The 25129-nt window shown below is 62.2% G+C and carries 28 protein-coding genes; 27 read left to right on the forward strand and 1 reads right to left on the reverse strand.

Translation table 11 applies throughout. From position 1 onward, the window contains the following. Positions 1 to 313 precede the first annotated feature (313 nt). From rpoB to C566_RS23310, 7 genes are all read left to right on the forward strand, one after another. Positions 314 to 3829, forward strand: coding sequence for a DNA-directed RNA polymerase subunit beta (gene rpoB / locus C566_RS0107175; RefSeq protein WP_018773656.1), 3516 nt, complete (start codon positions 314 to 316; stop codon positions 3827 to 3829). A 120-nt stretch (positions 3830 to 3949) separates the two neighbouring features. After that, a complete protein-coding gene (locus C566_RS0107180; RefSeq protein ID WP_018773657.1) occupies positions 3950 to 7849 on the forward strand; it encodes a DNA-directed RNA polymerase subunit beta' in 3900 nt (1299 codons plus the stop codon). A gap of 500 nt (positions 7850 to 8349) precedes the next feature. Next, positions 8350 to 8724: a 30S ribosomal protein S12 gene (gene rpsL, locus C566_RS0107185; protein WP_018773658.1), complete on the forward strand. Its 375-nt coding sequence runs from the start codon at positions 8350 to 8352 to the stop codon at positions 8722 to 8724. 1 nt (position 8725) lies between these two features. After that, positions 8726 to 9196: a 30S ribosomal protein S7 gene (gene rpsG, locus C566_RS0107190; RefSeq protein WP_011692813.1), complete on the forward strand. Its 471-nt coding sequence runs from the start codon at positions 8726 to 8728 to the stop codon at positions 9194 to 9196. 69 nt (positions 9197 to 9265) lie between these two features. Then, on the forward strand, positions 9266 to 11380 hold the full coding sequence (gene fusA / locus C566_RS0107195; protein WP_018773659.1) for an elongation factor G: 2115 nt from the start codon (positions 9266 to 9268) through the stop codon (positions 11378 to 11380). Positions 11381 to 11646: 266 nt separating this feature from the next. Then, positions 11647 to 12837 carry an elongation factor Tu gene (gene tuf / locus C566_RS0107200; protein WP_018773660.1) on the forward strand — a complete coding sequence of 397 codons (1191 nt, stop codon included), beginning with the start codon at positions 11647 to 11649 and terminating at the stop codon, positions 12835 to 12837. 144 nt (positions 12838 to 12981) lie between these two features. Further along, complete coding sequence (locus C566_RS23310) at positions 12982 to 13107, forward strand: hypothetical protein (RefSeq protein WP_018773661.1); 126 nt, start codon at positions 12982 to 12984, stop codon at positions 13105 to 13107. 20 nt (positions 13108 to 13127) lie between these two features. Here C566_RS23310 and C566_RS0107210 read toward each other — a convergent pair whose 3' ends face one another. After that, on the reverse strand, positions 13128 to 14552 hold the full coding sequence (locus tag C566_RS0107210; RefSeq protein WP_018773662.1) for a GH1 family beta-glucosidase: 1425 nt from the start codon (positions 14550 to 14552) through the stop codon (positions 13128 to 13130). 465 nt (positions 14553 to 15017) lie between these two features. Here C566_RS0107210 and rpsJ point away from each other — a divergent pair, with 465 nt between their 5' ends. The 20 genes from rpsJ to rplO all read left to right on the forward strand — a co-directional run bounded on the left by rpsJ (position 15018) and on the right by rplO (position 25023). Next, positions 15018 to 15326 (forward strand): 30S ribosomal protein S10, encoded by a 309-nt coding sequence (gene rpsJ / locus C566_RS0107215; protein ID WP_003803825.1) that lies wholly within the window; start codon positions 15018 to 15020, stop codon positions 15324 to 15326. Positions 15327 to 15343: 17 nt separating this feature from the next. Beyond that, complete coding sequence (gene rplC, locus C566_RS0107220; protein ID WP_003803812.1) at positions 15344 to 15994, forward strand: 50S ribosomal protein L3; 651 nt, start codon at positions 15344 to 15346, stop codon at positions 15992 to 15994. Positions 15995 to 15998: 4 nt separating this feature from the next. Then, positions 15999 to 16619 (forward strand): 50S ribosomal protein L4, encoded by a 621-nt coding sequence (rplD, locus tag C566_RS0107225; RefSeq protein ID WP_018773663.1) that lies wholly within the window; start codon positions 15999 to 16001, stop codon positions 16617 to 16619. Continuing rightward, a complete protein-coding gene (rplW, locus tag C566_RS0107230) occupies positions 16616 to 16921 on the forward strand; it encodes a 50S ribosomal protein L23 (protein ID WP_018773664.1) in 306 nt (101 codons plus the stop codon). Before rplD ends, rplW begins: the two co-directional genes overlap by 4 nt. 29 nt (positions 16922 to 16950) lie before the next feature. After that, positions 16951 to 17790, forward strand: coding sequence for a 50S ribosomal protein L2 (rplB, locus tag C566_RS0107235; protein WP_026266473.1), 840 nt, complete (start codon positions 16951 to 16953; stop codon positions 17788 to 17790). Positions 17791 to 17802: 12 nt separating this feature from the next. Beyond that, entirely contained in the window at positions 17803 to 18084 is a 282-nt protein-coding gene (gene rpsS, locus C566_RS0107240; RefSeq protein WP_018773666.1) for a 30S ribosomal protein S19, read from the forward strand. A 38-nt stretch (positions 18085 to 18122) separates the two neighbouring features. Continuing rightward, a complete protein-coding gene (gene rplV, locus C566_RS0107245) occupies positions 18123 to 18488 on the forward strand; it encodes a 50S ribosomal protein L22 (RefSeq protein WP_003803798.1) in 366 nt (121 codons plus the stop codon). Next, positions 18489 to 19322 carry a 30S ribosomal protein S3 gene (gene rpsC / locus C566_RS0107250; RefSeq protein WP_018773667.1) on the forward strand — a complete coding sequence of 278 codons (834 nt, stop codon included), beginning with the start codon at positions 18489 to 18491 and terminating at the stop codon, positions 19320 to 19322. After that, positions 19323 to 19739 carry a 50S ribosomal protein L16 gene (rplP, locus tag C566_RS0107255; protein WP_018773668.1) on the forward strand — a complete coding sequence of 139 codons (417 nt, stop codon included), beginning with the start codon at positions 19323 to 19325 and terminating at the stop codon, positions 19737 to 19739. A 2-nt stretch (positions 19740 to 19741) separates the two neighbouring features. After that, positions 19742 to 20071, forward strand: a complete 330-nt coding sequence (rpmC, locus tag C566_RS23315) for a 50S ribosomal protein L29 (protein ID WP_018773669.1) — start codon at positions 19742 to 19744, stop codon at positions 20069 to 20071. Continuing rightward, positions 20068 to 20376 (forward strand): 30S ribosomal protein S17, encoded by a 309-nt coding sequence (gene rpsQ / locus C566_RS0107265; RefSeq protein ID WP_018773670.1) that lies wholly within the window; start codon positions 20068 to 20070, stop codon positions 20374 to 20376. Before rpmC ends, rpsQ begins: the two co-directional genes overlap by 4 nt. Before the next feature lie 489 nt (positions 20377 to 20865). Continuing rightward, the gene (gene rplN, locus C566_RS0107270; RefSeq protein ID WP_003803789.1) at positions 20866 to 21234 is read left to right on the forward strand and encodes a 50S ribosomal protein L14; all 369 of its coding nucleotides are present in this window, start codon (positions 20866 to 20868) and stop codon (positions 21232 to 21234) included. A gap of 3 nt (positions 21235 to 21237) precedes the next feature. Further along, positions 21238 to 21597, forward strand: a complete 360-nt coding sequence (gene rplX, locus C566_RS0107275; protein WP_018773671.1) for a 50S ribosomal protein L24 — start codon at positions 21238 to 21240, stop codon at positions 21595 to 21597. Then, positions 21597 to 22178 carry a 50S ribosomal protein L5 gene (gene rplE, locus C566_RS0107280; protein ID WP_018773672.1) on the forward strand — a complete coding sequence of 194 codons (582 nt, stop codon included), beginning with the start codon at positions 21597 to 21599 and terminating at the stop codon, positions 22176 to 22178. The genes rplX and rplE overlap by 1 nt, the downstream gene beginning before the upstream one ends. A 96-nt stretch (positions 22179 to 22274) precedes the next feature. Then, a complete protein-coding gene (rpsH, locus tag C566_RS0107285) occupies positions 22275 to 22673 on the forward strand; it encodes a 30S ribosomal protein S8 (protein ID WP_018773673.1) in 399 nt (132 codons plus the stop codon). An 18-nt stretch (positions 22674 to 22691) separates the two neighbouring features. Continuing rightward, positions 22692 to 23228, forward strand: a complete 537-nt coding sequence (rplF, locus tag C566_RS0107290; protein ID WP_011692797.1) for a 50S ribosomal protein L6 — start codon at positions 22692 to 22694, stop codon at positions 23226 to 23228. Between the two features lie 2 nt (positions 23229 to 23230). After that, positions 23231 to 23614, forward strand: coding sequence for a 50S ribosomal protein L18 (rplR, locus tag C566_RS0107295; protein WP_018773674.1), 384 nt, complete (start codon positions 23231 to 23233; stop codon positions 23612 to 23614). Between the two features lie 26 nt (positions 23615 to 23640). Next, on the forward strand, positions 23641 to 24321 hold the full coding sequence (rpsE, locus tag C566_RS0107300; RefSeq protein ID WP_173403037.1) for a 30S ribosomal protein S5: 681 nt from the start codon (positions 23641 to 23643) through the stop codon (positions 24319 to 24321). Between the two features lie 3 nt (positions 24322 to 24324). Then, on the forward strand, positions 24325 to 24531 hold the full coding sequence (rpmD, locus tag C566_RS0107305; RefSeq protein ID WP_018773676.1) for a 50S ribosomal protein L30: 207 nt from the start codon (positions 24325 to 24327) through the stop codon (positions 24529 to 24531). Continuing rightward, positions 24532 to 25023, forward strand: coding sequence for a 50S ribosomal protein L15 (gene rplO / locus C566_RS0107310; protein WP_018773677.1), 492 nt, complete (start codon positions 24532 to 24534; stop codon positions 25021 to 25023). Positions 25024 to 25129: the final 106 nt, after the last annotated feature.

Here is a 25129-nt window from a genome sequence, read left to right on the forward strand (position 1 = left end):
GCCGCGGGGAGGCCGGGAAAATTCCGCCGAAACTTCGTGCTTGCAATCCCGCCGGAAGTGGGGTAGACAAGTAGGTTGCTTTGCCGTATCGTAGATATTTGCGTCTTCCCTGTTTACCTTCAGCCTTCATATAGCGGTGGGCTTAGCCTGACAGCTGTTCCATCAATGTGCCGTCTACCACGTGCACCAGCCATGGACAGCGCGGGTCCCGGGTCATATAGCGGAACCGGACTGGTAGCGCTGCGGAGTCATTCTGCAGAGTGCATAACGGGGGAGATCTGACAACGCCTGAAGGTCTGTGGAAGGATCCCTCTTGGTCGCCTCGAGCACCTCTAATGTAAACAACGCTACCGCTATCAATGCCGACAGCACCGACGGTGCAACCCGCCGGCTCTCATTCGCAAAGATTCACGAACCCCTTGATGTTCCGAATCTGCTCGCCCTGCAAACCGACAGCTTTGACTGGCTGGTCGGAAACGAACGCTGGCAGGCGCGCGTTGCGAAGGCCGTCGAAGAAGGCGACCTCAGCGTCGCCACCTCCTCGGGTCTGTCCGACATCTTCGAAGAGATCTCCCCGATCGAAGACTTCCAGGGCACCATGTCCCTGAGCTTCTCCGAGCCGGAGTTCGCTGACCCCAAATACACCATGGCTGAGTGCAAGGACCGGGACGCAACGTACTCGGCTCCGCTGTACGTCAAGGCCGAGTTCATGAACAACAACACGGGCGAAATCAAGCAGCAGACCGTGTTCATGGGTGACTTCCCGCTGATGACCGAGAAGGGCACCTTCGTCGTCAACGGCACCGAGCGTGTCGTCGTCTCCCAGCTGGTCCGCTCGCCGGGCGCCTACTTTGAGCGCACCGCCGACAAGACCAGCGACAAGGATATCTTCACCGCGAAGATCATCCCCTCCCGCGGCGCCTGGTTCGAGCTCGAAATCGACAAGCGCGACCAGGTCGGCGTCCGTCTTGACCGCAAGCGCAAGCAGTCCGTCACCGTGCTGCTGAAGGCCCTCGGCTGGACCGAAGGCCAGATCCTCGAGGAATTCGGCCAGTACGACTCCATGCGCGCCACGCTGGAGAAGGACGCCACCGAGACCCGCGAAGACGCGTTGCTGGACATCTACCGGAAGCTGCGACCGGGCGAGCCGCCCACGGTTGAGGCTGCCCAGTCCCTGCTGGACAACCTGTACTTCAACTCCAAGCGCTACGATCTGGCCAAGGTCGGCCGTTACAAGATCAACCGCAAGCTTGGCATCGACCGCTCCCTTGGCGACAAGGAAGCTTCGGTCCTGCACGTTGAAGACATCGTGGCCATGATCAAGTTCCTGGTTGCGCTGCACGCCGGTGAGAAGACCCTCATGGGCAAGCGCGACGGCCAGGACCACGAGCTCCGCGTCGAGATCGATGACATCGACCACTTCGGCAACCGCCGCATCCGCGCCGTCGGCGAGCTCATCGAGAACCAGGTCCGCACCGGCCTGTCCCGCATGGAGCGCGTTGTCCGCGAACGCATGACGACCCAGGACGTCGAGGCCATCACGCCGCAGACCCTGATCAACATCCGTCCCGTCGTGGCAGCCATCAAGGAGTTCTTCGGAACTTCCCAGCTGTCCCAGTTCATGGACCAGAACAACCCGCTCTCGGGTCTGACCCACAAGCGCCGCCTGTCCGCGCTTGGCCCGGGTGGTCTGTCCCGTGACCGTGCTGGCATGGAAGTTCGTGACGTGCACCCGTCCCACTACGGACGTATGTGCCCCATCGAAACTCCTGAAGGCCCGAACATTGGTCTGATCGGTTCGCTGGCTTCTTACGGACGCATCAACCCGTTCGGTTTCATCGAAACCCCGTACCGCCTTGTTGCCGAGGGTGTCGTCTCCGATGAGGTCAAGTACCTCACGGCCGACGACGAAGCCGAGGTCCTGATCGCACAGGCCAACGCACCGCTGGACGAGAACAAGCGTTTCGCGGAAGAGACCGTCCTGGTCCGTGCCCGCGGTGGTGGAGGCGAGCCCGTGCTGGTTCCCGCCGCCGACGTCGAGTTCATGGACGTTTCCCCGCGCCAGATGGTGTCCGTGGCTACCGCCCTGATCCCGTTCCTCGAGCATGACGATGCCAACCGTGCACTCATGGGTGCCAACATGCAGCGCCAGGCCGTGCCGCTGGTCCGTTCCGAGGCACCGTTCGTCGGTACCGGCATGGAGCGCGCCGCAGCCGTCGACGCCGGTGACGTTGTCATCGCGAAGAAGGCCGGCGTGGTTACCGAGGTCTCCGCTGAGCTGGTCATCATGCTCAACGACGACGGTACGGAAACCAACTACCGCATCAACAAGTTCGCCCGCTCCAACCAGGGCAACTGCTACAACCACCGTGTCCTGGTGAACGAAGGCCAGCGCCTGGAGGTCGGCGGCATCATCGCTGACGGCCCGGCAACGGACCAGGGCGAGCTCGCCCTCGGTAAGAACCTGCTCGTGGCATTCATGTCATGGGAAGGCCACAACTTCGAGGATGCCATCATCCTGTCCCAGCGCATCGTGGCCGAGGACGTCCTGTCCTCAATCCACATCGAGGAGCACGAGATCGATGCCCGCGACACCAAGCTTGGTGCCGAGGAAATCACCCGTGACATCCCCAACGTGTCTGAGGAAGTCCTGGCAGGCCTGGACGAGCGCGGCATCATCCACATCGGTGCCGAGGTTGAGGCCGGCGACATCCTGGTCGGTAAGGTCACCCCCAAGGGCGAGACCGAACTGACCCCGGAAGAGCGCCTGCTGCGCGCCATCTTTGGTGAGAAGTCCCGCGAAGTGCGCGACACCTCCCTGAAGGTGCCGCACGGCGAGTCCGGCACCGTGATCGGTGTCCGCGTCTTCGACCGCGACAACGACGACGAGCTGCCCCCGGGCGTCAACCAGCTGGTGCGCGTGTACGTCGCTGCCAAGCGCAAGATCACCGACGGCGACAAGCTCGCCGGCCGCCACGGCAACAAGGGTGTTATCTCCAAGATCCTCCCGATCGAGGACATGCCCTTCCTTGCCGACGGCACCCCCGTTGATATCGTCCTGAACCCGCTGGGTGTTCCGGGCCGCATGAACGTCGGCCAGGTGCTGGAAACGCACCTCGGCTGGGTTGCCAAGACCGGCTGGAAGATCGAGGGCGAGCCCGAGTGGGTCAAGCAGCTGCCGAACCTGCCGCGCGAGAGTGGCCAGACCACTGTGGCGACGCCGGTCTTCGACGGTGCGCGTGAAGAAGAAATCACGGGCCTGCTCGATTCCACCAACGTCACCCGCGACGGCGACCGCCTGATCAACTCCTCCGGCAAGACCCGTCTGTTCGACGGCCGCTCCGGCGAGCCGTTCCCGGATCCGATCTCGGTCGGCTACATGTACATCCTGAAGCTCCACCACCTGGTGGACGACAAGATCCACGCGCGCTCCACCGGCCCGTACTCCATGATCACGCAGCAGCCGCTGGGTGGTAAGGCACAGTTCGGTGGCCAGCGCTTCGGTGAAATGGAAGTGTGGGCGCTCGAGGCTTACGGCGCCGCGTACACGCTCCAGGAACTGCTGACGATCAAGTCGGATGATATCCACGGTCGTGTGAAGGTCTACGAAGCCATCGTCAAGGGCGAGAACATCCCCGAGCCGGGCGTTCCTGAGTCCTTCAAGGTCTTGATCAAGGAAATGCAGTCGCTGTGCCTGAACGTGGAAGTGCTTTCCACGGACGGAACCACAATTGAAATGCGTGACTCTGATGACGCAGTCTTCACGGCTGCGGAAGAACTGGGCATCGATCTGTCTCGTGCAGAGCCCAGTTCCGTAGAAGAGGTTTAGCAGGGGGTTTACCGGGAAAAGCACGCGGCCCCGCCGCGCTGACTTTTCCCGGTAGGCCACCTCCCTCTTCCCGTAACCCAAGACTTCAGAATTTAGAGAACAAGAGAGAACAGGGACCATATGTCCAGCGAATCCTCCTTCGGCCTCATGCAGATCGGCCTCGCCACCGCGGAAGACATCCGTGGCTGGTCGTACGGCGAGGTTAAGAAGCCGGAAACCATCAACTACCGCACGCTCAAGCCCGAGAAGGACGGACTCTTCTGCGAGAAGATCTTCGGCCCCTCCCGCGACTGGGAATGCTACTGCGGTAAGTACAAGCGCGTGCGCTTCAAGGGCATCATCTGCGAGCGGTGTGGCGTTGAGGTCACCCGTGCGAAGGTCCGCCGTGAGCGCATGGGCCACATCGAGCTCGCCGCCCCGGTCACGCACATCTGGTACTTCAAGGGTGTTCCCTCCCGTCTGGGCTACCTCCTTGACCTGGCACCGAAGGACCTCGAAAAGGTCATTTACTTCGCCGCCTACATGATCACAAGCGTCGACGCCGACAGCCGCCACGAAGAACTGCCCAACCTCCAGGTTGAGCACGACATCGAGAAGAAGCAGCTGATCGACAACCGCGACTCCGACATCGCCACGATCGCCCGCGACCTCGAGAACGAGCTTGCCCGTCTCGAAGGCGAAGGCGCGAAGGCTGCCGACAAGAAGAAGGCCCGCGACTCCGCTGACCGCCAGATGGCGAACGTCCGCAAGCGCGCCGACGCCGAAATCGAGCGCCTGGAGCAGGTCTGGGACCGCTTCAAGAACCTCAAGGTCGCAGACCTCGAAGGTGACGAAGGCCTGTACCGCGAACTGCGCGACCGCTACGGCATGTACTTCGAAGGCTCCATGGGTGCCGAGGCCATCAAGAAGCGTCTTGAGAACTTCGACATGCAGGCCGAGTCGGACATGCTGCGCGACATCATCGCCAACGGCAAGGGCCAGCGCAAGACCCGCGCCCTGAAGCGGCTCAAGGTGGTCAACGCGTTCCTGACGACCAACAACAGCCCGCTCGGCATGGTGCTGGACGCCGTCCCGGTGATCCCGCCGGAACTGCGCCCGATGGTCCAGCTGGACGGTGGCCGCTTCGCGACCTCCGACCTCAACGACCTCTACCGCCGCGTGATCAACCGCAACAACCGCCTCAAGCGCCTGCTTGACCTCGGTGCTCCGGAGATCATCGTCAACAACGAGAAGCGCATGCTTCAGGAAGCTGTTGACAGCCTCTTCGACAACGGCCGCCGCGGCCGTCCGGTCACCGGACCGGGCAACCGTCCGCTGAAGTCCCTGAGCGACATGCTCAAGGGCAAGCAGGGCCGTTTCCGCCAGAACCTCCTCGGCAAGCGCGTCGACTACTCCGGCCGTTCGGTCATTGTCGTCGGCCCGCAGCTGAAGCTGCACCAGTGCGGTCTGCCCAAGCAGATGGCCCTGGAGCTCTTCAAGCCGTTCGTGATGAAGCGCCTGGTTGACCTCAACCACGCCCAGAACATCAAGTCGGCCAAGCGCATGGTGGAGCGTTACCGTCCGCAGGTCTGGGACGTCCTCGAAGAGATCATCACCGAGCACCCCGTGCTGCTGAACCGTGCACCTACCCTGCACCGTCTCGGCATCCAGGCGTTCGAGCCGCAGCTTGTTGAAGGCAAGGCAATCCAGCTGCACCCGCTGGTTTGTGGCGCCTTCAACGCCGACTTCGACGGCGACCAGATGGCAGTCCACCTGCCGCTGAGCCCCGAAGCCCAGGCCGAGGCCCGCATCCTGATGCTCTCCTCGAACAACATTCTGAAGCCGTCTGACGGCCGCCCGGTGACCCTGCCGTCGCAGGATATGATCATCGGTCTCTACCACCTGACCACCAAGCGTGTCGGTTCAGCTGGCGAAGGCCGGATCTTCTCCTCGGTCGCGGAAGCCATCATGGCCTACGACCTCCACGAGCTGCACCTGAACTCCAAGGTCAAGATCCGCCTCGAGGGCTTCGTGCCCTACGCCGGCTGGGAAGCCCCGGAGGGCTGGGAGCCCGGTCAGACCGCATTGGTCGAGACCTCCCTCGGCCAGGTCATCTTCAACCAGACGCTGCCCGCGGATTACCCGTGGGTTGAGGATGTTGCCGACAAGGGCGAGCTGTCCCGGATCGTCAACGACCTCGCCGAGCGCTACCCGAAGGTGATCACGGCGGCCACGCTGGACAACCTGAAGGATGCCGGTTTCTACTGGGCCACCCGGTCCGGCGTGACCGTTGCCATCTCCGACATCGAGGTGCCCACGGACAAGCCGCGGATCCTCGCCGGTTACGAGACCATGGCCGCCAAGATCCAGGGCCAGTACGACAAGGGCCTGATCGACGACGACGAGCGTCGCCAGGAACTGATCGAGATCTGGAACAAGGCAACGAACGAGATCGCCCAGGCGATGCGTGACAGCCTGTCCCCGATGAACACCATCAACCGCATGGTGTCCTCCGGTGCCCGTGGTAACTGGATGCAGGTCCGTCAGATCGCGGGTATCCGTGGCCTGGTGGCCAACCCTAAGGGTGAAATCATCCCGCGTCCGATCAAGTCCTCCTACCGTGAGGGCCTCTCGGTGCTGGAATACTTCATCGCCACGCACGGTGCCCGTAAGGGTCTGGCCGACACCGCCCTGCGTACCGCCAACTCGGGTTACCTGACCCGTCGTCTGGTGGACGTTTCGCAGGACGTCATTGTCCGCGAGGAGGACTGCGGTACCGAGCGCGGCCTGATGACCGCCATCGCGGTGGCCGACGCCAACGGCGTCCTCGTCCTGGACGAGAACGTCGAGAACAGCGCCTACGCCCGCACCCTGGCCGTCGACGTCGTCGACTCCAAGGGCAAGGTCCTGGCAGCTGCCGGCACCGACTGCGGTGACGTCGTCATTGCCGAACTGTTCGCAGCCGGCATCACCGAGGTCAAGGTCCGCTCCGTACTCACCTGTGAGTCCAGCGTCGGCACCTGCGCCCTGTGCTACGGCCGTTCGCTGGCCACTGGCAAGACCGTCGACATCGGTGAGGCCGTGGGCATCATTGCCGCACAGTCCATCGGTGAGCCGGGTACCCAGCTGACCATGCGTACGTTCCACACCGGTGGTGCTGTTTCCGCCAGCGGCGGCGACGACATCACCCAGGGTCTGCCCCGTATCCAGGAGCTCTTCGAAGCCCGTACTCCGAAGGGTGTCGCACCGATTGCTGAAGCAGCCGGCCGCATCACCATCGAAGAGTCCGAGCGCCAGATGCGCCTGGTCATCACCCCGGATGACGGATCTGAAGAGATCGCCTACCCGGTGCTGCGCCGTTCACGTCTTCTCATCGAAGACGGCGATCACGTCAGCGTTGGCCAGAAGCTCATCAACGGCCCGGTCGACCCCAAGCAGGTGCTGCGCATCATGGGTCCCCGTGCCGCGCAGAAGTTCCTGGTGGACGAAGTCCAGGGCGTGTACCGCAGCCAGGGCATCGGTATCCACGACAAGCACGTCGAGGTTATCGTCCGCCAGATGCTGCGCCGCGTCACGGTCATCGAGTCCGGCGAATCGGATCTGCTGCCCGGCGAGCTCGCCGAACGCAGCCGTTTCGAAGAGGCCAACCGCCGCGTTGTGTCCGAGGGCAAGACGCCGGCATCCGGCCGTCCCGAGCTCATGGGCATCACCAAGGCGTCCCTGGCGACCGAGTCCTGGCTGTCCGCAGCTTCCTTCCAGGAGACCACCCGCGTCCTGACGCAGGCGGCCATGGAAGGCAAGAGCGATCCGCTGCTCGGCCTCAAGGAAAACGTCATCATCGGTAAGCTCATCCCGGCCGGCACGGGTCTCCCGCGCTACACCGAGGTCACGGTGGAACCCACTGAAGAAGCAAAGGCCAACCTGTTCACCGGCCCCAGCGCATTCAGTGACTTCTCCTACGACAGCCTGGGCGGCGACGGAGCTCCCGAGTTCCACGCCATCCCGCTGGATGACTACGATCTCGGCAGCGACTTCCGCTAACCGCCAGTTCGACGTCGGGCCCCGTCACCACTCCGCATTTCTGCGGAGCGGGGGCGGGGCCCTTCCGTTTGACCCCGTTCAACGATCGACTGCTGAGGTACGGCCCTTTTGGGGCTTCAAAAGGGCGGTATCGGAGCAATCGATGGGGGAGGGGCCGGACGTCGGGAGGACGCCTCCCGCCCGCCGATTAAGGGCTGGGACCCGTCCGTGTTAGACTTGAGACTAATTGTTATTGTGGCAGTGGATGAGTGCGCCGGTTGCAGCCGAAAGGTTCAACCAGGACGACGTTTCCGGTTTGCAGGGTTCTTGTGCAACGTATGCCACATTTTCGCATGCCTAGGGGCAGTTCGGGTCGAAAGTCCTTGGACCCCGGCGTGCGGTCCGACTATTAAGGCTTCGCCTCAGCTGCTCTGGAGAGAACTTCAAAGCTCGGGCGGCGAGGCGCAGCGACAAGAGAGCGGCCGCCAACGGCCGCTCCGGATAAAACGGAGAACACGAGAGTGCCTACGATTAACCAGCTGGTCCGCAAGGGCCGCACGCCTAAGGTCAAAAAGACCAAGGCTCCCGCGCTTAACGGCAGCCCGATGCGCCGCGGTGTTTGCACCCGCGTTTACACGACGACCCCGAAGAAGCCGAACTCGGCTCTGCGTAAGGTTGCTCGCGTGCGCCTCAACGGCGGCATTGAAGTCACCGCATACATCCCCGGTGTAGGCCACAACCTGCAGGAGCACTCCATTGTGCTCGTCCGCGGCGGCCGCGTGAAGGACCTTCCGGGTGTCCGCTACAAGATCGTCCGTGGCGCCCTCGATACCCAGGGTGTCAAGAACCGTAAGCAGGCTCGCAGCCGCTACGGCGCAAAGATGGAGAAGAAGTAATATGCCTCGCAAGGGTCCGGCCCCCAAGCGGCCGCTAGTTCTAGATCCCGTTTACGGCTCCCCGCTGGTCACCCAGCTCATCAACAAGGTGCTGGTTGACGGCAAGAAGTCCACCGCAGAGCGCATCGTTTACGGTGCACTCGAGGGTGCTCGCGCCAAGTCCGGCGGCGACCCCGTTGCAGCCCTCAAGAAGGCCATGGAGAACGTCAAGCCTTCGCTTGAGGTCCGCTCCCGCCGTGTTGGTGGCGCCACCTACCAGGTTCCCGTTGAGGTCAAGCCGGGCCGTTCCACGGCCCTCGCCCTCCGCTGGCTGGTTGGCTACTCCAAGGCCCGCCGCGAAAAGACCATGACCGAGCGTCTCCAGAACGAAATCCTGGATGCCTCGAACGGTCTCGGTGCCGCTGTGAAGCGTCGCGAAGACACCCACAAGATGGCCGAGTCCAACAAGGCCTTCGCACACTACCGCTGGTAATACTTCCCGGACGCCGCCGGCTCGACTGAGCCGGCGGCGAACGTGCAGTCCATCCGAAAGGGAGACACCGTGGCACAGGACGTGCTTACCGACCTTAGCAAGGTCCGCAATATCGGCATCATGGCCCACATCGATGCCGGCAAGACCACTACTACCGAGCGCATCCTGTTCTACACAGGTGTGAACCACAAGATCGGCGAAACGCACGACGGCGCTTCGACGACTGACTGGATGGAACAGGAAAAGGAACGCGGCATTACCATCACGTCTGCCGCCGTGACCTGCTTCTGGGAAAACAACCAGATCAACATTATCGACACCCCCGGCCACGTTGACTTCACGGTCGAGGTTGAGCGCTCCCTGCGCGTCCTCGACGGCGCAGTCGCCGTGTTCGACGGCAAGGAAGGCGTGGAGCCGCAGTCCGAGACTGTTTGGCGCCAGGCTGACAAGTACAACGTTCCGCGCATCTGCTTCGTCAACAAGATGGACAAGCTCGGCGCTGACTTCTACTTCACCGTCGACACCATCATCAGCCGCCTCGGTGCCAAGCCGCTCGTCATGCAGCTGCCGATCGGCGCCGAGAACGACTTCATCGGCGTCGTCGACCTCCTTTACATGCGTGCGCTGGTCTGGCCCGGCGACGCCAAGGGTGACGTCACCATGGGTGCCAAGTACGAGATCCGCGAGATCCCGGCTGACCTCCAGGCGAAGGCCGAAGAGTACCGCGCAACGCTCGTTGAGACTGTTGCCGAGGCCTCCGAGGAACTCATGGAGAAGTACCTCGAGGGCGAAGAGATCAGCATCGATGAGCTCAAGGCCGGCATCCGCAAGATGACGATCAACTCTGAGCTGTACCCGGTGTTCTGTGGTTCTGCATTCAAGAACCGCGGCGTCCAGCCGATGCTCGACGCAGTGGTGGACTACCTGCCGAACCCGCTCGACGTCCCGCCGATGATCGGTCACGATCCCCGCGACGAAGAGAAGGAACTTACCCGTAAGCCCTCCTCTGAAGAGCCCTTCTCCGCACTGGCCTTCAAGATCGCCGCGCACCCCTTCTTCGGCCAGCTCACCTTCATCCGCGTGTACTCCGGTCACGTGGAAGCAGGCTCGCAGGTGGTCAACTCCACCAAGGGCAAGAAGGAGCGCATCGGCAAGCTGTTCCAGATGCACGCCAACAAGGAAATGCCCGTCGAGGGCGCTACCGCCGGCCACATCTACGCAGCGATCGGCCTGAAGGACACCACCACGGGCGACACCCTGTGCGATCCGGCCAACCAGATTGTCCTCGAGTCCATGAGCTTCCCGGAGCCCGTGATCTCGGTAGCGATCGAGCCGAACACGAAGGGTGACCAGGAGAAGCTCTCCACGGCCATCCAGAAGCTCTCCGCTGAGGACCCGACCTTCCAGGTCTCCCTCAACGAGGACACCGGCCAGACCATCATCGCCGGCATGGGCGAGCTCCACCTGGACATCCTGGTGGACCGCATGCGCCGCGAATTCAAGGTCGAGGCGAACGTTGGCAAGCCGCAGGTTGCTTACCGCGAAACCATCAAGCGTGCTGTGGAGCGTCACGACTACACGCACAAGAAGCAGACCGGTGGTTCCGGCCAGTTCGCAAAGATCCAGATCGCGATCGAGCCGCTGGACACTTCGGGTGGCGAGCTGTACGAGTTCGAGAACAAGGTCACTGGTGGCCGCGTTCCGCGCGAGTACATCCCGTCGGTCGACGCCGGCATCCAGGATGCGCTTAACGACGGCGTCCTGGCCGGTTACCCGGTTGTCGGCATCAAGGCGACGCTGATTGACGGCGCTTACCACGATGTTGACTCCTCGGAAATGGCGTTCAAGATCGCCGGCCGTATGGCTTTCAAGGAAGCCGCACGCAAGGCGAACCCTGTCCTGCTCGAACCGCTGATGGATGTCGAGGTCCGCACCCCTGAGGAATACATGGGTGAAGTTATCGGTGACCTCAACTCCCGCCGTGGCCAGATGCAGTCCATGGAAGATGCCCAGGGCGTCAAGGTTATTCGCGCACACGTCCCGCTGTCCGGCATGTTCGGCTACATCGGTGACCTGCGCTCGAAGACCCAGGGCCGCGCTGTGTACTCCATGACGTTCAACAGCTACGCCGAGGTCCCGAAGGCAGTTGCCGACGAGATCATCCAGAAGAACCGCGGCGAGTAGTCCCTAGGACGCCTCGCAGCAACAAGAAACTCGGGTGCGTCTCCGCCAGCGGAGATACATCTGGTGCAAGTGGCCGGACTCCGGTCAGCTGTAGTCCGGCCAGGCCGGAGTCAGGCCGCCTGCACGAACAGGCTCTAGGCACTAGCATTAGTACCTGAATCTGCAATTTCATCAATCCAAAGCCCCCCAAGTAGACTTACTGGAGTTTCTGCCGCGACAAGCGCGGCCGAAGGGTAAGTCATTTGAAAACGTTCTAGGAGGAACCTGTGGCAAAGGCAAAGTTCGAGCGGACTAAGCCGCACGTTAACATCGGTACCATTGGTCACGTTGACCACGGTAAGACGACGCTGACGGCCGCCATTTCCAAGGTGCTGTACGACAAGTACCCGACTCTCAACGAGAAGCGTGACTTCGCGTCGATTGACTCTGCTCCCGAAGAGCGTCAGCGCGGCATTACCATCAACATCTCCCACGTTGAGTACCAGACCGAGAAGCGCCACTACGCACACGTAGACGCTCCGGGTCACGCTGACTACATCAAGAACATGATCACCGGCGCTGCTCAGATGGACGGTGCAATCCTCGTGGTTGCCGCCACTGACGGCCCGATGGCTCAGACCCGCGAGCACGTTCTGCTCGCCCGCCAGGTTGGCGTTCCCTACCTGCTGGTCGCGCTGAACAAGGCTGACATGGTTGACGACGAAGAGCTCCTCGACCTCGTTGAAATGGAAGTTCGCGAGCTGCTCAGCTCGCAGGGCTTCGATGGCGACGAGGCTCCGGTTGTTCGCGTTTCCGGCCTGAAGGCCCTCGAAGGCGACCCCGTCTGGGTCAAGTCCGTTGAGGACCTCATGGCAGCTGTCGACGAGTCCGTTCCGGACCCCGTACGTGACCGTGACAAGCCCTTCCTGATGCCGATCGAAGATGTCTTCACGATCACCGGCCGTGGCACCGTTGTTACGGGCCGCGCCGAGCGTGGAACCCTCGCCATCAACTCCGAGGTCGAGATCGTCGGCATCCGCCCGGTCCAGAAGACCACGGTTACCGGTATCGAGATGTTCCACAAGCAGCTCGACGAAGCATGGGCCGGCGAGAACTGTGGCCTCCTGCTCCGCGGTCTGAAGCGCGACGATGTCGAGCGTGGCCAGGTTGTCGTCAAGCCGGGTTCCATCACCCCGCACACCGACTTCGAGGCTAACGTCTACATCCTCTCCAAGGACGAAGGCGGACGTCACAACCCGTTCTACTCCAACTACCGCCCGCAGTTCTACTTCCGCACCACGGACGTAACCGGCGTTATCACCCTGCCGGAAGGCACGGAAATGGTTATGCCCGGCGACAACACTGAGATGACCGTTGCGCTCATCCAGCCGATCGCAATGGAAGAGGGCCTCGGCTTCGCTATCCGCGAAGGCGGCCGCACCGTTGGTTCAGGACGCGTCACCAAGATCATCAAGTAATTACTTGCCGATCTGATGCTTTGCCCCTGATCAGCCCGCCGTCCGGCAGCTGAACAGAGGATCGGGAACAGCCCCGCTGCACTTGCAGCGGGGCTGTTCCTTTTAAGTTCCTGATACCTTTGCAGGAAAGGAAGGGAGCTCACCATGGGCTGGCTTATTTTTCTGTTGATCGCCGCAGCCGTCGTCGTCGCGTTCTTTTGGGCGAAGAAGCATTTCCGCCAGGAAATCGAGCGCGCCAAGCGCATCAACCGGTCAAACCGCAACCAGTAGCCGCGGCGGCCGGGCGGGACTCAGGCCCGGCGTGCCCGCGCGAGGGCCTGGTACCAGTAGTACGAGTCTTTCGGCGTGCGCTTGAGGCTCGTGAAATCGACGTGCACCAGGCCGAAGCGCTGCGAGTAGCCGGCCGCCCATTCGAAGTTGTCCATCAGCGTCCAGACGTAGTAGCCGAGCAGCTCGACGTCGTGAGCCACGCCCCCGGGGGAAGTGGCCTCCACCGCCTGGCTGAGGTGCGCGGCGAGGTAGCTGATCCGCCCGGCGTCGGGGATGGGACCGGTGACGTGGTCCGGTTCGGGGAAGCTCGCCCCGCTCTCGGTGATGTAGAGCGGCGGCAGCGAGGCCCCGTACCGGTCCTTCAGCTCCCGGAGCAGGATCCCCAGGTGGTCCGGAGCGACCGGCCAGCCGAATCCCGTGCGTTCGTACTCCGGGAACGCGGCCATGTGGAACGGAACTTTGAGCATCGCCTCCGCGGTTGCCGAAGGGCTGTCGACGCCGCGCCCCGTGGCCACCTTGACGGGATAGTAATAGTTCAGGCCATAGAAATCCAGCGGCTGGTGGATCGTGGCCAGGTCCGCGTCGCTGATGCTCCGCATTGAACGGAACCACGGCCGGGCGATCAGCGGCAGCCGGGGAAAGCGGCCCAGGAGGATCGGGTCAGCGTAGAGCCGGTTCAGCACGAAGTCGAACACCCTGGCCAGCAGCCGGTCCGTTGGCGAACCGGAGGCAGGCCGGACGGGGGAATGCAGGTTCGTGACGCCGACGGCGCCGGCGACACCCTCCGCGCGCAACGCCTGAACCGCCAGCCCGTGCCCCAGGAGCTGATGCCGCACCGACGGCAGGGCATCGAAGAGCAGGTCGCGGCCGGGCGCGTGGACGCCCAGGGCGTAGCCGTTCAGGGTAACCGAGGCGGGCTCGTTCAGCGTCACCCACTGAGCCACGCGGTCGCCGAACCGCTTGCCTGCGGCCGCGCTGTACTCGGCGAACCGCTCCGCCGTCGAACGGTCCATCCAGCCGCCCCGGTGCTCGAGGGGCAGCGGCGTATCCCAGTGGTAGAGGGTGGCCATGGGGGAGATGCCGGCGGCGAGGAGCCGGTCGATCAGGCGGTCGTAGAAGTCCAGGCCGGCCGCATTGAAGCGGCCGCTGCCCTCGGGCTGGACCCGCGGCCAGGAGATCGAGAAGCGATAGGAATCGATCCCGAGATCGCGCATCAGTTCGATGTCTTCCTCGGCGCGGTTATAGTGGTCGCAGGCGACGGCGGGGGAGTGCCCGTGCAGGATGTTGCCGGGCTTTTCGGCAAAGGCGTCCCAGCCCGAGGGCCCGCGGCCGCCGGCGGCGAGGCTCCCCTCGATCTGGAAAGCCGCGGAGGAGACACCCAGGGTGAATCCCGGGCTCAGGCGCGCGGCGAGGGCCTGAACTGCCACAGAGTCCTGCACAGTCATGCCCCCATCATCCATTCGACGGCGATTCAGGACAATGGCCCTCCGGCAGGGATTGCACCTGCAGTGATTGCACTACGGCGATTGCAGTGCAGTGATTGCACTACTGCGATTGCATTGCTGCAGCGGGCTGATTCGCTTCTGCCCGAATATTCCGGCATACTAGATGAGTTGTTCAAGCGCTCTTTCGCGTCCCGATCCGGATAATGCCGGGTGCCAGGGTCCAAGTGAGAGACCAAACATAACCCACTCCCCATGGAATTGCGGACGCGTACGTGTGAAAACATGCGACACGCCCGACCGCGGGGGTCGGTTGCGTCGGCAGGTTGAGGAACCCGGATCCTTCCGGATTCAGCTTGTGCGGCGGGTGGTAGTTACGACTTCAAATGCTTCGGCAGCCATACAACTAGTAAGTGAACAGGGCAGCCCTAATCAGGGGAAGCACAGACTGAAAGAGAGTCAGGCGACATGGCGGGACAAAAAATCCGCATCCGGCTGAAGTCATATGACCACGAGGTCATTGACGTTTCAGCACGGAAGATCGTTGAGACGGTCACGCGCGCAGGCGCAACTGTAGTTGGCCCCGTGCCGCTGCCGACGGAGAAGAACGTTTACTGCGTTATCCGCTCTCCGCACAAGTACAAGGACAGCCGCGAGCACTTTGAAATGCGCACGCACAAGCGTCTTATCGACATCATCGATCCCACGCCCAAGGCTGTTGATTCGCTCATGCGTCTCGACCTGCCGGCCGACGTGAACATCGAAATCAAGCTGTAGGGAGGTGCTGAGAGACTATGACCGCAACCCGTAACGTAAAGGGCCTGCTGGGCACGAAGCTCGGCATGACCCAGGTCTGGGACGAGAACAACAAGCTCATCCCCGTCACTGTGGTCCAGGCTGACTCGAACGTCATCACGCAGCTGCGCAATGCAGAAACTGATGGCTATGTCGCCGTTCAGATCGGCTACGGCCAGATCGATCCCCGCAAGGTCACCAAGCCGCTGGCTGGTCACTTTGAAAAGGCAGGCGTCACGCCTCGCCGCCACGTCGTAGAACTGCGCACTGCAGATGCTGACTCTTACGAGCTGGGCCAGGAGCTCTCCGTAGAGCTCTTCGAAGCCGGCCAGAAGATCGACGTCGTTGGCACCACCAAGGGTAAGGGCTTCGCCGGTGTTATGAAGCGTCACGGCTTCCACGGCGTTGGAGCTTCCCACGGTGCCCACAAGAACCACCGTAAGCCCGGTTCAATCGGTGGCGCATCCACCCCGAGCCGCGTCTTCAAGGGCATGAAAATGGCCGGCCGCATGGGCGCCGTTCGTCACACCACGCTGAACCTCACGGTCCACGCGGTTGACGTCGAGAAGTCGCTGCTCCTGATCAAGGGCGCCGTCCCCGGCGCCCGCGGCCAGGTCGTACTCGTACGCACCGCCGTGAAGGGAGCCTAGTTCAATGACTAGCACTGTCAAGGTTGACCTGCCTGCAGAGATCTTCGACGTACAGACCAACGTGCCGCTGCTGCACCAGGTCGTCGTTGCCCAGCTCGCTGCTGCTCGCCAGGGTACCCACAAGACCAAGACCCGCGCCGAGGTTTCCGGTGCAGGTCGCAAGCCGTTCAAGCAGAAGGGCACCGGCCGCGCCCGTCAGGGTTCCATCCGTGCTCCTCACATGACCGGTGGTGGCGTTGTCCACGGCCCCACGCCGCGTGACTACAGCCAGCGCACCCCCAAGAAGATGATTGCTGCTGCACTGCGCGGCGCACTCTCGGACCGCGCCCGCAACGGCCGCGTCCACGTCGTTGCTGACCTGGTTGCCGGCTCCAAGCCGTCCTCCAAGGAAGCACTGGCAACCCTGCGCGGAGTTTCCGAGCGCAAGAACCTGCTCGTTGTCATTGAGCGCGCCAACGATGTTGCTGCACTGTCCGTGCGCAACCTCGAGGAAGTTCACGTTCTGTACGCAGACCAGTTGAACACCTACGACGTTCTCGTTTCCGACGACGTAGTCTTCACCAAGGCTGCCTACGAAGCATTCGTTGCTGACAAGGCTGCAAAGAACGAGGAGGATGCCAAGTGAGTGCAGCCACCATCAAAGACCCGCGCGACGTCGTGCTTGCACCCGTCGTCTCGGAAAAGAGCTACGGCCTGATCGATGAGGGCAAGTACACCTTCCTGGTGGACCCCCGCTCGAACAAGACCGAGATCAAGCTGGCCGTGGAGAAGATTTTCTCCGTCAAGGTCGAATCGATCAACACCATCAACCGTGCCGGTAAGCGCAAGCGCACCAAATTCGGCTGGGGTACCCGCAAGAACACCAAGCGTGCCATTGTGAGCCTCAAAGAAGGCACTATCGACATCTTCGGCGGTCCGCTTTCATAGCGGAGACCACTTTAACGAGGAAATAAATTATGGGAATCCGTAAATACAAGCCGACTACCCCGGGCCGTCGTGGCTCGAGCGTAGCGGACTTCACTGAAATCACGCGGTCGACGCCGGAAAAGTCGTTGGTACGTCCCCTCCCGAAAAAGGGTGGCCGTAACAACTCCGGTAAGATCACGACCCGTCACAAGGGTGGTGGACACAAGCGCCAGTACCGTCTGATCGACTTCCGTCGCCACGACAAGGACGGCGTCAACGCCCGCGTTGCCGAAATCGAGTACGACCCGAACCGCACGGCTCGGATCGCCCTCCTGCACTACGTTGATGGCACCAAGCGTTACATCATCGCCCCGAACAAGCTGTCCCAGGGCGACTTCGTAGAGGCCGGCGCCGACGCTGACATCAAGCCCGGCAACAACCTTCCGCTGCGCAACATCCCGGTCGGTACCGTAATCCACGCAGTCGAACTGCGTCCGGGTGGCGGCGCCAAGATGGGCCGCTCCGCCGGCGCATCGATCCAGCTCGTTGCTAAGGAAGGCCGTTTCGCCCAGCTGCGTCTGCCTTCCGGCGAAATCCGCAACGTTGACGTGCGCTGCCGCGCAACCGTCGGCGAGGTCGGCAACGCCGAGCAGTCGAACATCAACTGGGGCAAGGCCGGCCGTATGCGGTGGAAGGGCGTTCGCCCGACCGTCCGTGGTGTCGCCATGAACCCGGTTGACCACCCCCACGGTGGTGGCGAGGGTAAGACGTCCGGTGGACGTCACCCCGTCAACCCGAACGGTAAGCGCGAAGGCCGCACCCGCCGTCCCAACAAAGAGAGCGACAAGCTTATTGTTCGTCGCCGTCGTACTGGCAAGAACAAGCGATAGGAGCCTGGACACATGCCACGCAGCCTGAAAAAAGGTCCTTTCGTTGACCAGCACCTCTTTGTAAAGGTAGCCAGGGAAAACGAAAAGGGCACCAAGAACGTCATCAAGACCTGGTCCCGCCGTTCGATGATCGTCCCCGACATGCTCGGCCACACGATCGCCGTACACGACGGACGCAAGCACATCCCCGTGTTTGTCACTGAGTCGATGGTCGGGCACAAGCTCGGCGAATTCGCTCCCACGCGGACATTCCGCGGCCATGTCAAGGACGACCGTAAGGGCAAGCGCCGCTAGGCGCCTGCACTTACGTCAAAGACGAGAGAAGGAAAGCAATGGAAGCCAAGGCAATTGCGCGTCACATCCGCGTAACGCCTATGAAGGCCCGGCGCGTCGTCAACCTTGTTCGTGGTAAGCAAGCGAATGAGGCTCTGGCAATTCTGAAGTTTGCCCCCCAGGCAGCTTCGGAGCCGGTATTCAAGGTAGTTCAGTCGGCAATCTCCAACGCCCGGGTCCTCGCGGACCGCGACGGCGTGGCGTTTGACGAAGGTGACCTCATCATCAGCGAAGCGTTTGTTGATGAAGGCCCGACCATGAAGCGGTTCCAGCCGCGAGCCCAGGGTCGTGCATTTCAGATCAAGAAGCGCACGAGCCACATCACCGTGGTAGTCGCTACCCCGGAGAAAGAGGAGGCTCGCTAAGTGGGACAGAAAGTTAACCCGCACGGGTTCCGACTCGGCATCACCACCGATCACGTATCGCACTGGTTTGCTGACAGCACCAAGGCCGGCCAGCGGTACAAGGACTTCGTTCGCGAAGACATCCGTATCCGCCAGCTCATGTCCACGGGCATGGAGCGCGCCGGTATCGCCAAGGTCGAAATCGAGCGCACCCGCGACCGTGTCCGTGTGGATATCCACACGGCACGTCCGGGCATCGTCATCGGCCGCCGCGGCGCTGAAGCAGACCGCATCCGCGGCGAGCTTGAGAAGCTCACGGGCAAGCAGGTACAGCTGAACATCCTCGAGGTCAAGAACCCCGAGATGGAAGCCCAGCTTGTTGCCCAGGGCGTTGCTGAGCAGCTGACTTCCCGCGTGGCTTTCCGCCGTGCGATGAAGAAGGCCATGCAGTCCGCACAGCGTGCCGGTGCCAAGGGCATCCGGATCGCTTGCTCGGGTCGACTGGGCGGCGCAGAAATGTCCCGCTCGGAGTTCTACCGCGAAGGCCGTGTGCCCCTGCACACCCTGCGTGCGAACATCGACTACGGCTTCTACGAGGCCAAGACCACCTTCGGCCGCATCGGCGTGAAGGTCTGGATCTACAAGGGCGACGTCACTGCCAAGGAACTGGCTCAGCAGGCAGCTGCTGCTCCGTCCCGTGGCCGTGCCGGCGACCGCCCGGGCCGCCCGGGTGGCGCCGACCGTGGTGACCGCCGCCGTCGTCCCGACCGCCCCGCAGCTGAGGCAGCACCTGCCGCCGAAGCTCCGGCTGTCGAAGCAGCAGCTGCACCGGCAGTAGAAGGAGGACAGGCTTAAATGCTTATCCCACGTCGAGTCAAGCACCGTAAGCAGCACCACCCGGGTCGTTCCGGCGCTGCTACGGGCGGCACCCAGGTCTCCTTCGGTGAGTGGGGCATCCAGGCGCTGAGCCCGGCCTACGTCACGAACCGTCAGATCGAATCTGCCCGTATCGCGATGACCCGCCACATCAAGCGTGGCGGAAAGGTCTGGATCAACATTTACCCGGACCGTCCGCTGACGAAGAAGCCGGCCGAAACCCGCATGGGTTCCGGTAAGGGTTCTCCGGAATGGTGGGTCTCAAACGTCAAGCCGGGCCGGGTTCTCTTCGAACTCTCCGGTGTCAGTGAAGAGGTAGCTCGCGAGGCCCTGCGCCTGGCAATCCACAAGCTGCCGTTGAAGGCACGCATTGTGCGTCGCGAAGGTGGTGAGTAGAAATGGCAGTAGGATCCAAGGAACTTGCATCCGCACAGCTGGACGGTTTCGACAACGAGCGTCTCGTTGAAGAACTCCGCAAGGCCAAGGAAGAGCTGTTCAACCTGCGTTTCCAGTCCGCCACCGGTCAGCTGGAGAACCACGGTCGTCTGCGCGCGGTAAAGAAGGACATCGCCCGCATCTACACCGTTCTCCGTGAGCGCGAGCTCGGCATTCGTGCCGAGGTTGCCGCACCGGTTGTGGAAGCCAAGGAAGAGAAGAAGTCCAAGAAGGCTGCAACCAAGAAGGCCGAAAAGGCTGAAACGGTTGAATCCGAGGAGGATGCCAAGTGAGTGAAAAGGACGAGAACGTGACGGAAACTGTTTCCGACGCAGCCAAGGCTGACGAGCGCGGTTACCGTAAGACGAAGCGCGGCTACGTCGTCTCGGACAAGATGGAAAAGACCATCACTGTCCAGGTCGAAGACCGCGTGAAGCACGCCCTCTACGGCAAGGTCATCCGCCGCAACGCCAAGATCAAGGCTCACGACGAAGAGAACAGCGCCGGCATCGGCGACCTCGTGCTCCTCGCCGAGACCCGCCCGCTCTCCGCTACCAAGCGGTGGCGTCTGGTCGAGATCCTCGAGAAGGCCAAGTAACACCTGCACCTGGTGCCTGGTGATACAGCAGAAGCCCTCGTTCCCCTTTGGGGGAGCGGGGGCTTCCGCGTTGCCGGCAGCAGCCGCAGCCGGCCGCCTGCGCCCCGGCCGCAGCCGTTTGCGGGGCGCGTCACGCGGAGCAGCCTTTGGGAGGCTTACGACGGCGGCGGCTGTTGCGCGGGCCGAGGGTGTGCAGGCGCCATGGCTGTGATATGGGGATACGCCCAAAACGTGCTAAGATTTTGAGTTTGTATGGCGCCTTTTGCGCGCCGTCATCAACCTCGTAAACAATCGTGCCACGGCATAGTGCCCCCTTGCGCCCCGACTCGTCGGGAACCGCCTGGGAAGCAAATGTTTTTGGCACGGGCGTTTAGGCCTGGTCTGGCAAAATCCAGGCAGGTCAAGAGACACCCCGATCAACCGTTCCGCAAGGCTCATTCCGTAGGAAGATTTTCGGTCTGAGAACCAGCGCGACGCAAGGAGTAAATAGTGATTCAGCAGGAGTCGCGACTCAAGGTCGCCGACAACACGGGTGCTAAGGAAATCCTTACCATTCGCGTTCTCGGTGGATCTGGCCGTCGCTACGCAGGCATTGGCGACGTAATCGTCGCTACCGTCAAGGACGCAATTCCGGGCGGCAACGTAAAGAAGGGCGACGTCGTCAAGGCTGTCATCGTCCGTACCAAGAAGGAACGCCGCCGTGCGGATGGTTCCTACATCAAGTTTGACGAGAACGCAGCCGTCATCCTGAAGAACGACGGTGACCCCCGCGGTACCCGTATCTTCGGACCGGTTGGTCGTGAACTTCGCGACAAGAAGTTCATGAAGATCGTTTCTCTGGCTCCGGAGGTGCTCTAGTCCATGGCTAAGATCAAAAAGGGTGACCTCGTTCAGGTCATCACTGGCGCCAAGGCTGAGCGCGGCGGCGACAAGGGTAAGCAGGGCAAGGTTCTGCGCGTTTACCCGGAGACCAACCGCGTGTTGGTTGAAGGCATTAACCGCGTAACCAAGCACACCAAGGTCGGTCAGTCGCAGCGCGGCACCAAGACCGGTGGCATCGAGGTCGTCGAGGCTTCGATCCACATCTCCAACGTGGCTCTGGTTGACCCGTCCACCAAGAAGCCCACCCGCGTCGGTTTCCGCACCGAGACCGTTGAGCGCGATGGCGTGAAGCGTGAAGTGCGCGTCCGCGTGGCCAAGAGCTCAGGGAAGGACATCTAATGACTGAGACTCTCGAGACTCCGGCAAGCAAGATCGTTCCTCGTCTGAAGACCAAGTACGCCGATTCCATCAAGAACACGCTGACTGAGGAATTCAAGTACCAGAACGTCAACCAGGTTCCCCGCCTGGTGAAGGTCGTTGTGAACATGGGTGTTGGAGATGCCGCCAAGGACTCCAAGCTGATCGACGGCGCTGTCCGCGATCTGACCCTGATCACCGGCCAGAAGCCGCAGGTAACCAAGGCCCGCAAGTCGATCGCACAGTTCAAGCTGCGCGAAGGCATGCCGATCGGTGCACACGCAACTCTGCGTGGGGACCGCATGTGGGAATTCCTGGACCGTCTGGTCACGCTGGCCCTGCCGCGTATCCGCGACTTCCGTGGCCTCAGCGGCAAGCAGTTCGATGGCAACGGCAACTACACCTTCGGTCTGACCGAGCAGGTTATGTTCCACGAGATCGACCAGGATTCCATTGACCGCGTTCGCGGTATGGACATCACCGTCGTGACCACTGCCAAGACCGACGACGAAGGCCGCGCGCTGCTGAAGGCGCTTGGCTTCCCGTTCAAGACCGAAGACTAATCTAGCTACGTAAAAGGTCCGCCCGCGCTCTATTCCGAATTCTGTTCGGGACAATCGGCACGGCGGAAACCGTTATGAGGAAGGGCAAGAGCCCACATGACAATGACAGATCCCGTCGCAGACATGCTTACGCGTCTGCGCAACGCTAACTCGGCATACCACGACTCCGTGACCATGCCGTACAGCAAGCTCAAGGCACGCGTTGCCGACATCCTGAAGGCTGAAGGTTACATCGCCTCCTGGAAAGAAGAAGACGCTGAGGTTGGCAAGAAGCTGACCCTCGAGCTCAAGTTCGGTCCGAACCGCGAGCGTTCAATCGCTGGCGTTCGTCGTATTTCCAAGCCGGGACTGCGCGTTTACGCAAAGTCCACCAACCTGCCGCACGTGCTCGGTGGCCTGGGTGTCGCAATCCTGTCCACCTCTTCCGGCCTCTTGACTGACAAGCAGGCCGGCAAGAAGGGCGTGGGCGGCGAAGTCCTCGCTTACGTCTGGTAACGGGAAAGGAAGAGAATAATGTCACGTATTGGACGTCTCCCCATCACCGTTCCTGCCGGCGTTGAGGTCAAGGTTGACGGCTCTGTCGTCAGCGTCAAGGGTTCCAAAGGCGAGCTGAGCCACACTGTGGCCAGCCCGATCGAGGTTTCCCTGGAAGATGGCACCCTGACTGTCGCCCGCCCGAACGACGAGCGCGCCTCACGTTCGCTGCACGGCCTGACCCGCACCCTGATCGCCAACATGATCCAGGGTGTCACCGCAGGCTACGAGAAGAAGCTTGAGATTGTCGGTACCGGTTACCGCGTCCAGGCCAAGGGTTCTGACCTTGAGTTCGCTCTGGGCTACAGCCACCCGGTTAACGTCTCGGCACCGAACGGCATCACCTTTGCAGTTGAGACCCCGACCAAGCTCTCTGTTTCAGGTATCTCCAAGCAGCAGGTCGGCGAGGTTGCTGCCAACATTCGCAAGCTGCGGAAGCCGGACCCCTACAAGGGCAAGGGCATCCGTTACGCAGGCGAAGTCATCCGCCGCAAGGTCGGAAAGGCTGGTAAGTAACCATGGCGATCGCAATTAACAAGAAGCGTACGAACAAGAGCAAGTCTGCCCAGCGCAGCCGCCGCCAGCTTCGTATCCGCAAGCGCATCTCCGGTACGGCTGTACGCCCGCGTCTGGTCGTCAACCGTTCCGCACGTCACGTATTCGTCCAGGTTGTCGATGACACCAAGGGCCTGACCGTGGCAAGCGCCTCCACACTGGAAGCCGACCTTCGTGCATTCGACGGTGACAAGACCGCCAAGGCCAAGCGCGTTGGCGAACTGGTCGCCGAGCGTGCCAAGGCTGCCGGTATCGAAGCAGTTGTCTTCGACCGCGGTGGTAACAAGTACCACGGCCGGATCGCCGCCGTCGCTGACGGCGCACGTGAAGGTGGGCTGGCACTGTGACCGAAAATAACGAAAAGGACATTCAGGTGACTGAAGCTGTAGCTGCTCCGGCAACTGAGACCGCTGCGCCTGCTACCACTGACGACCGCCGTGGTGGCGCTCGTCGTGGCGAGCGTGGCGACCGCGGCCAGGGCCGTGGCGACCGTGGCGGCCGTGGTGGCCGTGACGGCGGCCGCGAGGCCGAGAAGAGCCAGTTCGTAGAGCGCGTCGTAACCATCAACCGCGTTTCCAAGGTCGTCAAGGGTGGTCGTCGCTTCAGCTTCACCGCCCTCGTCGTCGTCGGTGACGGCAACGGCATGGTCGGCGTTGGCTACGGCAAGGCAAAGGAAGTTCCTGCCGCTATCGCGAAGGGCGTTGAAGAGGCCAAGAAGTCCTTCTTCCGCGTTCCCCGCATCGGCAGCACCATCCCGCACCGCGTTCAGGGTGAGGCCGCCGCAGGCGTCGTCATGCTGCGCCCGGCTTCCGCCGGTACCGGTGTTATCGCCGGTGGCCCGGTCCGTGCAGTACTGGAGTGCGTGGGCATCCACGACATCCTCTCCAAGTCGCTCGGTTCTTCCAACGCCATCAACATCGTTCACGCGACCGTTGACGCGCTGAAGCGCCTCGAAGAGCCGGCAGCAGTGGCAGCACGCCGCGGCCTCCCGCTCGACGAGATCGCCCCGCCGGCAATGGTCAAGGCGCTCCTGAACCAGAAGGCAGGTGTCTGAGTCATGGCTAAGAACGTGCTTGTCTCCGACGCAAAGTTGGAGATCACTCAGATCAAGTCCGCCATTGGCGGCAAGCAGAACCAGCGCGACACCCTGCGGTCCCTCGGCCTGAAGCGGATCGGACACACCGTTGTCCGCACCGCCGACGCCGTGACCGTCGGGATGCTCAACACGGTTCCGCACCTGGTAAAGGTAGAGGAGGCGAAGTAAATGGCAGAGAAGAACACCGCCGAAAAGGCACAGGGCGCCGCTGAGAAGCAGAACGCACTGAAGGTTCACCACCTGCGTCCCGCCCCGGGTGCCAAGACCGCCAAGACCCGTGTTGGTCGTGGTGAAGGTTCCAAGGGTAAGACCGCCGGTCGCGGTACCAAGGGTACGAAGGCCCGTTACCAGATCAAGGCTGGCTTTGCCGGCGGCCAGCTGCCGCTGCACATGCGCCTGCCGAAGCTGCGCGGCTTCAAGAACCCGTTCCGGGTTGAGTACCAGGTTGTAAACCTGGACAAGCTCAACGAGCTGTTCCCGGAAGGTGGCGCTGTCACCGTGGAGAACCTGGTCGAAAAGGGTGCCGTTCGCAAGAACCAGCCCGTCAAGGTGCTGGGCACCGGCGACATCACCGTCAAGGTTGACGTCACCGTCCACGCATTCTCGGCCAGCGCTGCTGACAAGATTGCTGCAGCAGGCGGAAGCACCACCGCCCTCTAACGAGGCGGCGGGGCAATTGCCCGTTGTTGAAACTCCCGGTACCAGGGGCTCACGCCCTCGGTGCCGGGAGTTTTTTTCATTTTCCCGGCCCCGCCGATTGTTCGCC

Source organism: Arthrobacter sp. 131MFCol6.1, from assembly GCF_000374925.1.
In the GTDB taxonomy this organism is placed as follows: domain Bacteria; phylum Actinomycetota; class Actinomycetes; order Actinomycetales; family Micrococcaceae; genus Arthrobacter.

What these genes read in the sequence shown, in the direction of transcription:
- rpsH (WP_018773673.1), top strand. Translation starts at nt 22,275, where the DNA reads ATGACAATGACAGATCCCGTCGCAGACATGCTTACGCGTCTGCGCAAC.
- rplD (WP_018773663.1), top strand. Translation starts at nt 15,999, where the DNA reads ATGACTAGCACTGTCAAGGTTGACCTGCCTGCAGAGATCTTCGACGTA.
- rplR (WP_018773674.1), top strand. Translation starts at nt 23,231, where the DNA reads ATGGCGATCGCAATTAACAAGAAGCGTACGAACAAGAGCAAGTCTGCC.
- rpsG (WP_011692813.1), top strand. Translation starts at nt 8,726, where the DNA reads ATGCCTCGCAAGGGTCCGGCCCCCAAGCGGCCGCTAGTTCTAGATCCC.
- rpsJ (WP_003803825.1), top strand. Translation starts at nt 15,018, where the DNA reads ATGGCGGGACAAAAAATCCGCATCCGGCTGAAGTCATATGACCACGAG.
- rplX (WP_018773671.1), top strand. Translation starts at nt 21,238, where the DNA reads ATGGCTAAGATCAAAAAGGGTGACCTCGTTCAGGTCATCACTGGCGCC.
- rpsS (WP_018773666.1), top strand. Translation starts at nt 17,803, where the DNA reads ATGCCACGCAGCCTGAAAAAAGGTCCTTTCGTTGACCAGCACCTCTTT.
- rpmC (WP_018773669.1), top strand. Translation starts at nt 19,742, where the DNA reads ATGGCAGTAGGATCCAAGGAACTTGCATCCGCACAGCTGGACGGTTTC.
- rplP (WP_018773668.1), top strand. Translation starts at nt 19,323, where the DNA reads ATGCTTATCCCACGTCGAGTCAAGCACCGTAAGCAGCACCACCCGGGT.
- rplC (WP_003803812.1), top strand. Translation starts at nt 15,344, where the DNA reads ATGACCGCAACCCGTAACGTAAAGGGCCTGCTGGGCACGAAGCTCGGC.
- rplB (WP_026266473.1), top strand. Translation starts at nt 16,951, where the DNA reads ATGGGAATCCGTAAATACAAGCCGACTACCCCGGGCCGTCGTGGCTCG.
- rplV (WP_003803798.1), top strand. Translation starts at nt 18,123, where the DNA reads ATGGAAGCCAAGGCAATTGCGCGTCACATCCGCGTAACGCCTATGAAG.
- rpmD (WP_018773676.1), top strand. Translation starts at nt 24,325, where the DNA reads ATGGCTAAGAACGTGCTTGTCTCCGACGCAAAGTTGGAGATCACTCAG.
- rplF (WP_011692797.1), top strand. Translation starts at nt 22,692, where the DNA reads ATGTCACGTATTGGACGTCTCCCCATCACCGTTCCTGCCGGCGTTGAG.
- rplE (WP_018773672.1), top strand. Translation starts at nt 21,597, where the DNA reads ATGACTGAGACTCTCGAGACTCCGGCAAGCAAGATCGTTCCTCGTCTG.
- rplO (WP_018773677.1), top strand. Translation starts at nt 24,532, where the DNA reads ATGGCAGAGAAGAACACCGCCGAAAAGGCACAGGGCGCCGCTGAGAAG.
- C566_RS0107180 (WP_018773657.1), top strand. Translation starts at nt 3,950, where the DNA reads ATGTCCAGCGAATCCTCCTTCGGCCTCATGCAGATCGGCCTCGCCACC.
- C566_RS0107210 (WP_018773662.1), bottom strand. Translation starts at nt 14,552, where the DNA reads ATGACTGTGCAGGACTCTGTGGCAGTTCAGGCCCTCGCCGCGCGCCTG.
- C566_RS23310 (WP_018773661.1), top strand. Translation starts at nt 12,982, where the DNA reads ATGGGCTGGCTTATTTTTCTGTTGATCGCCGCAGCCGTCGTCGTCGCG.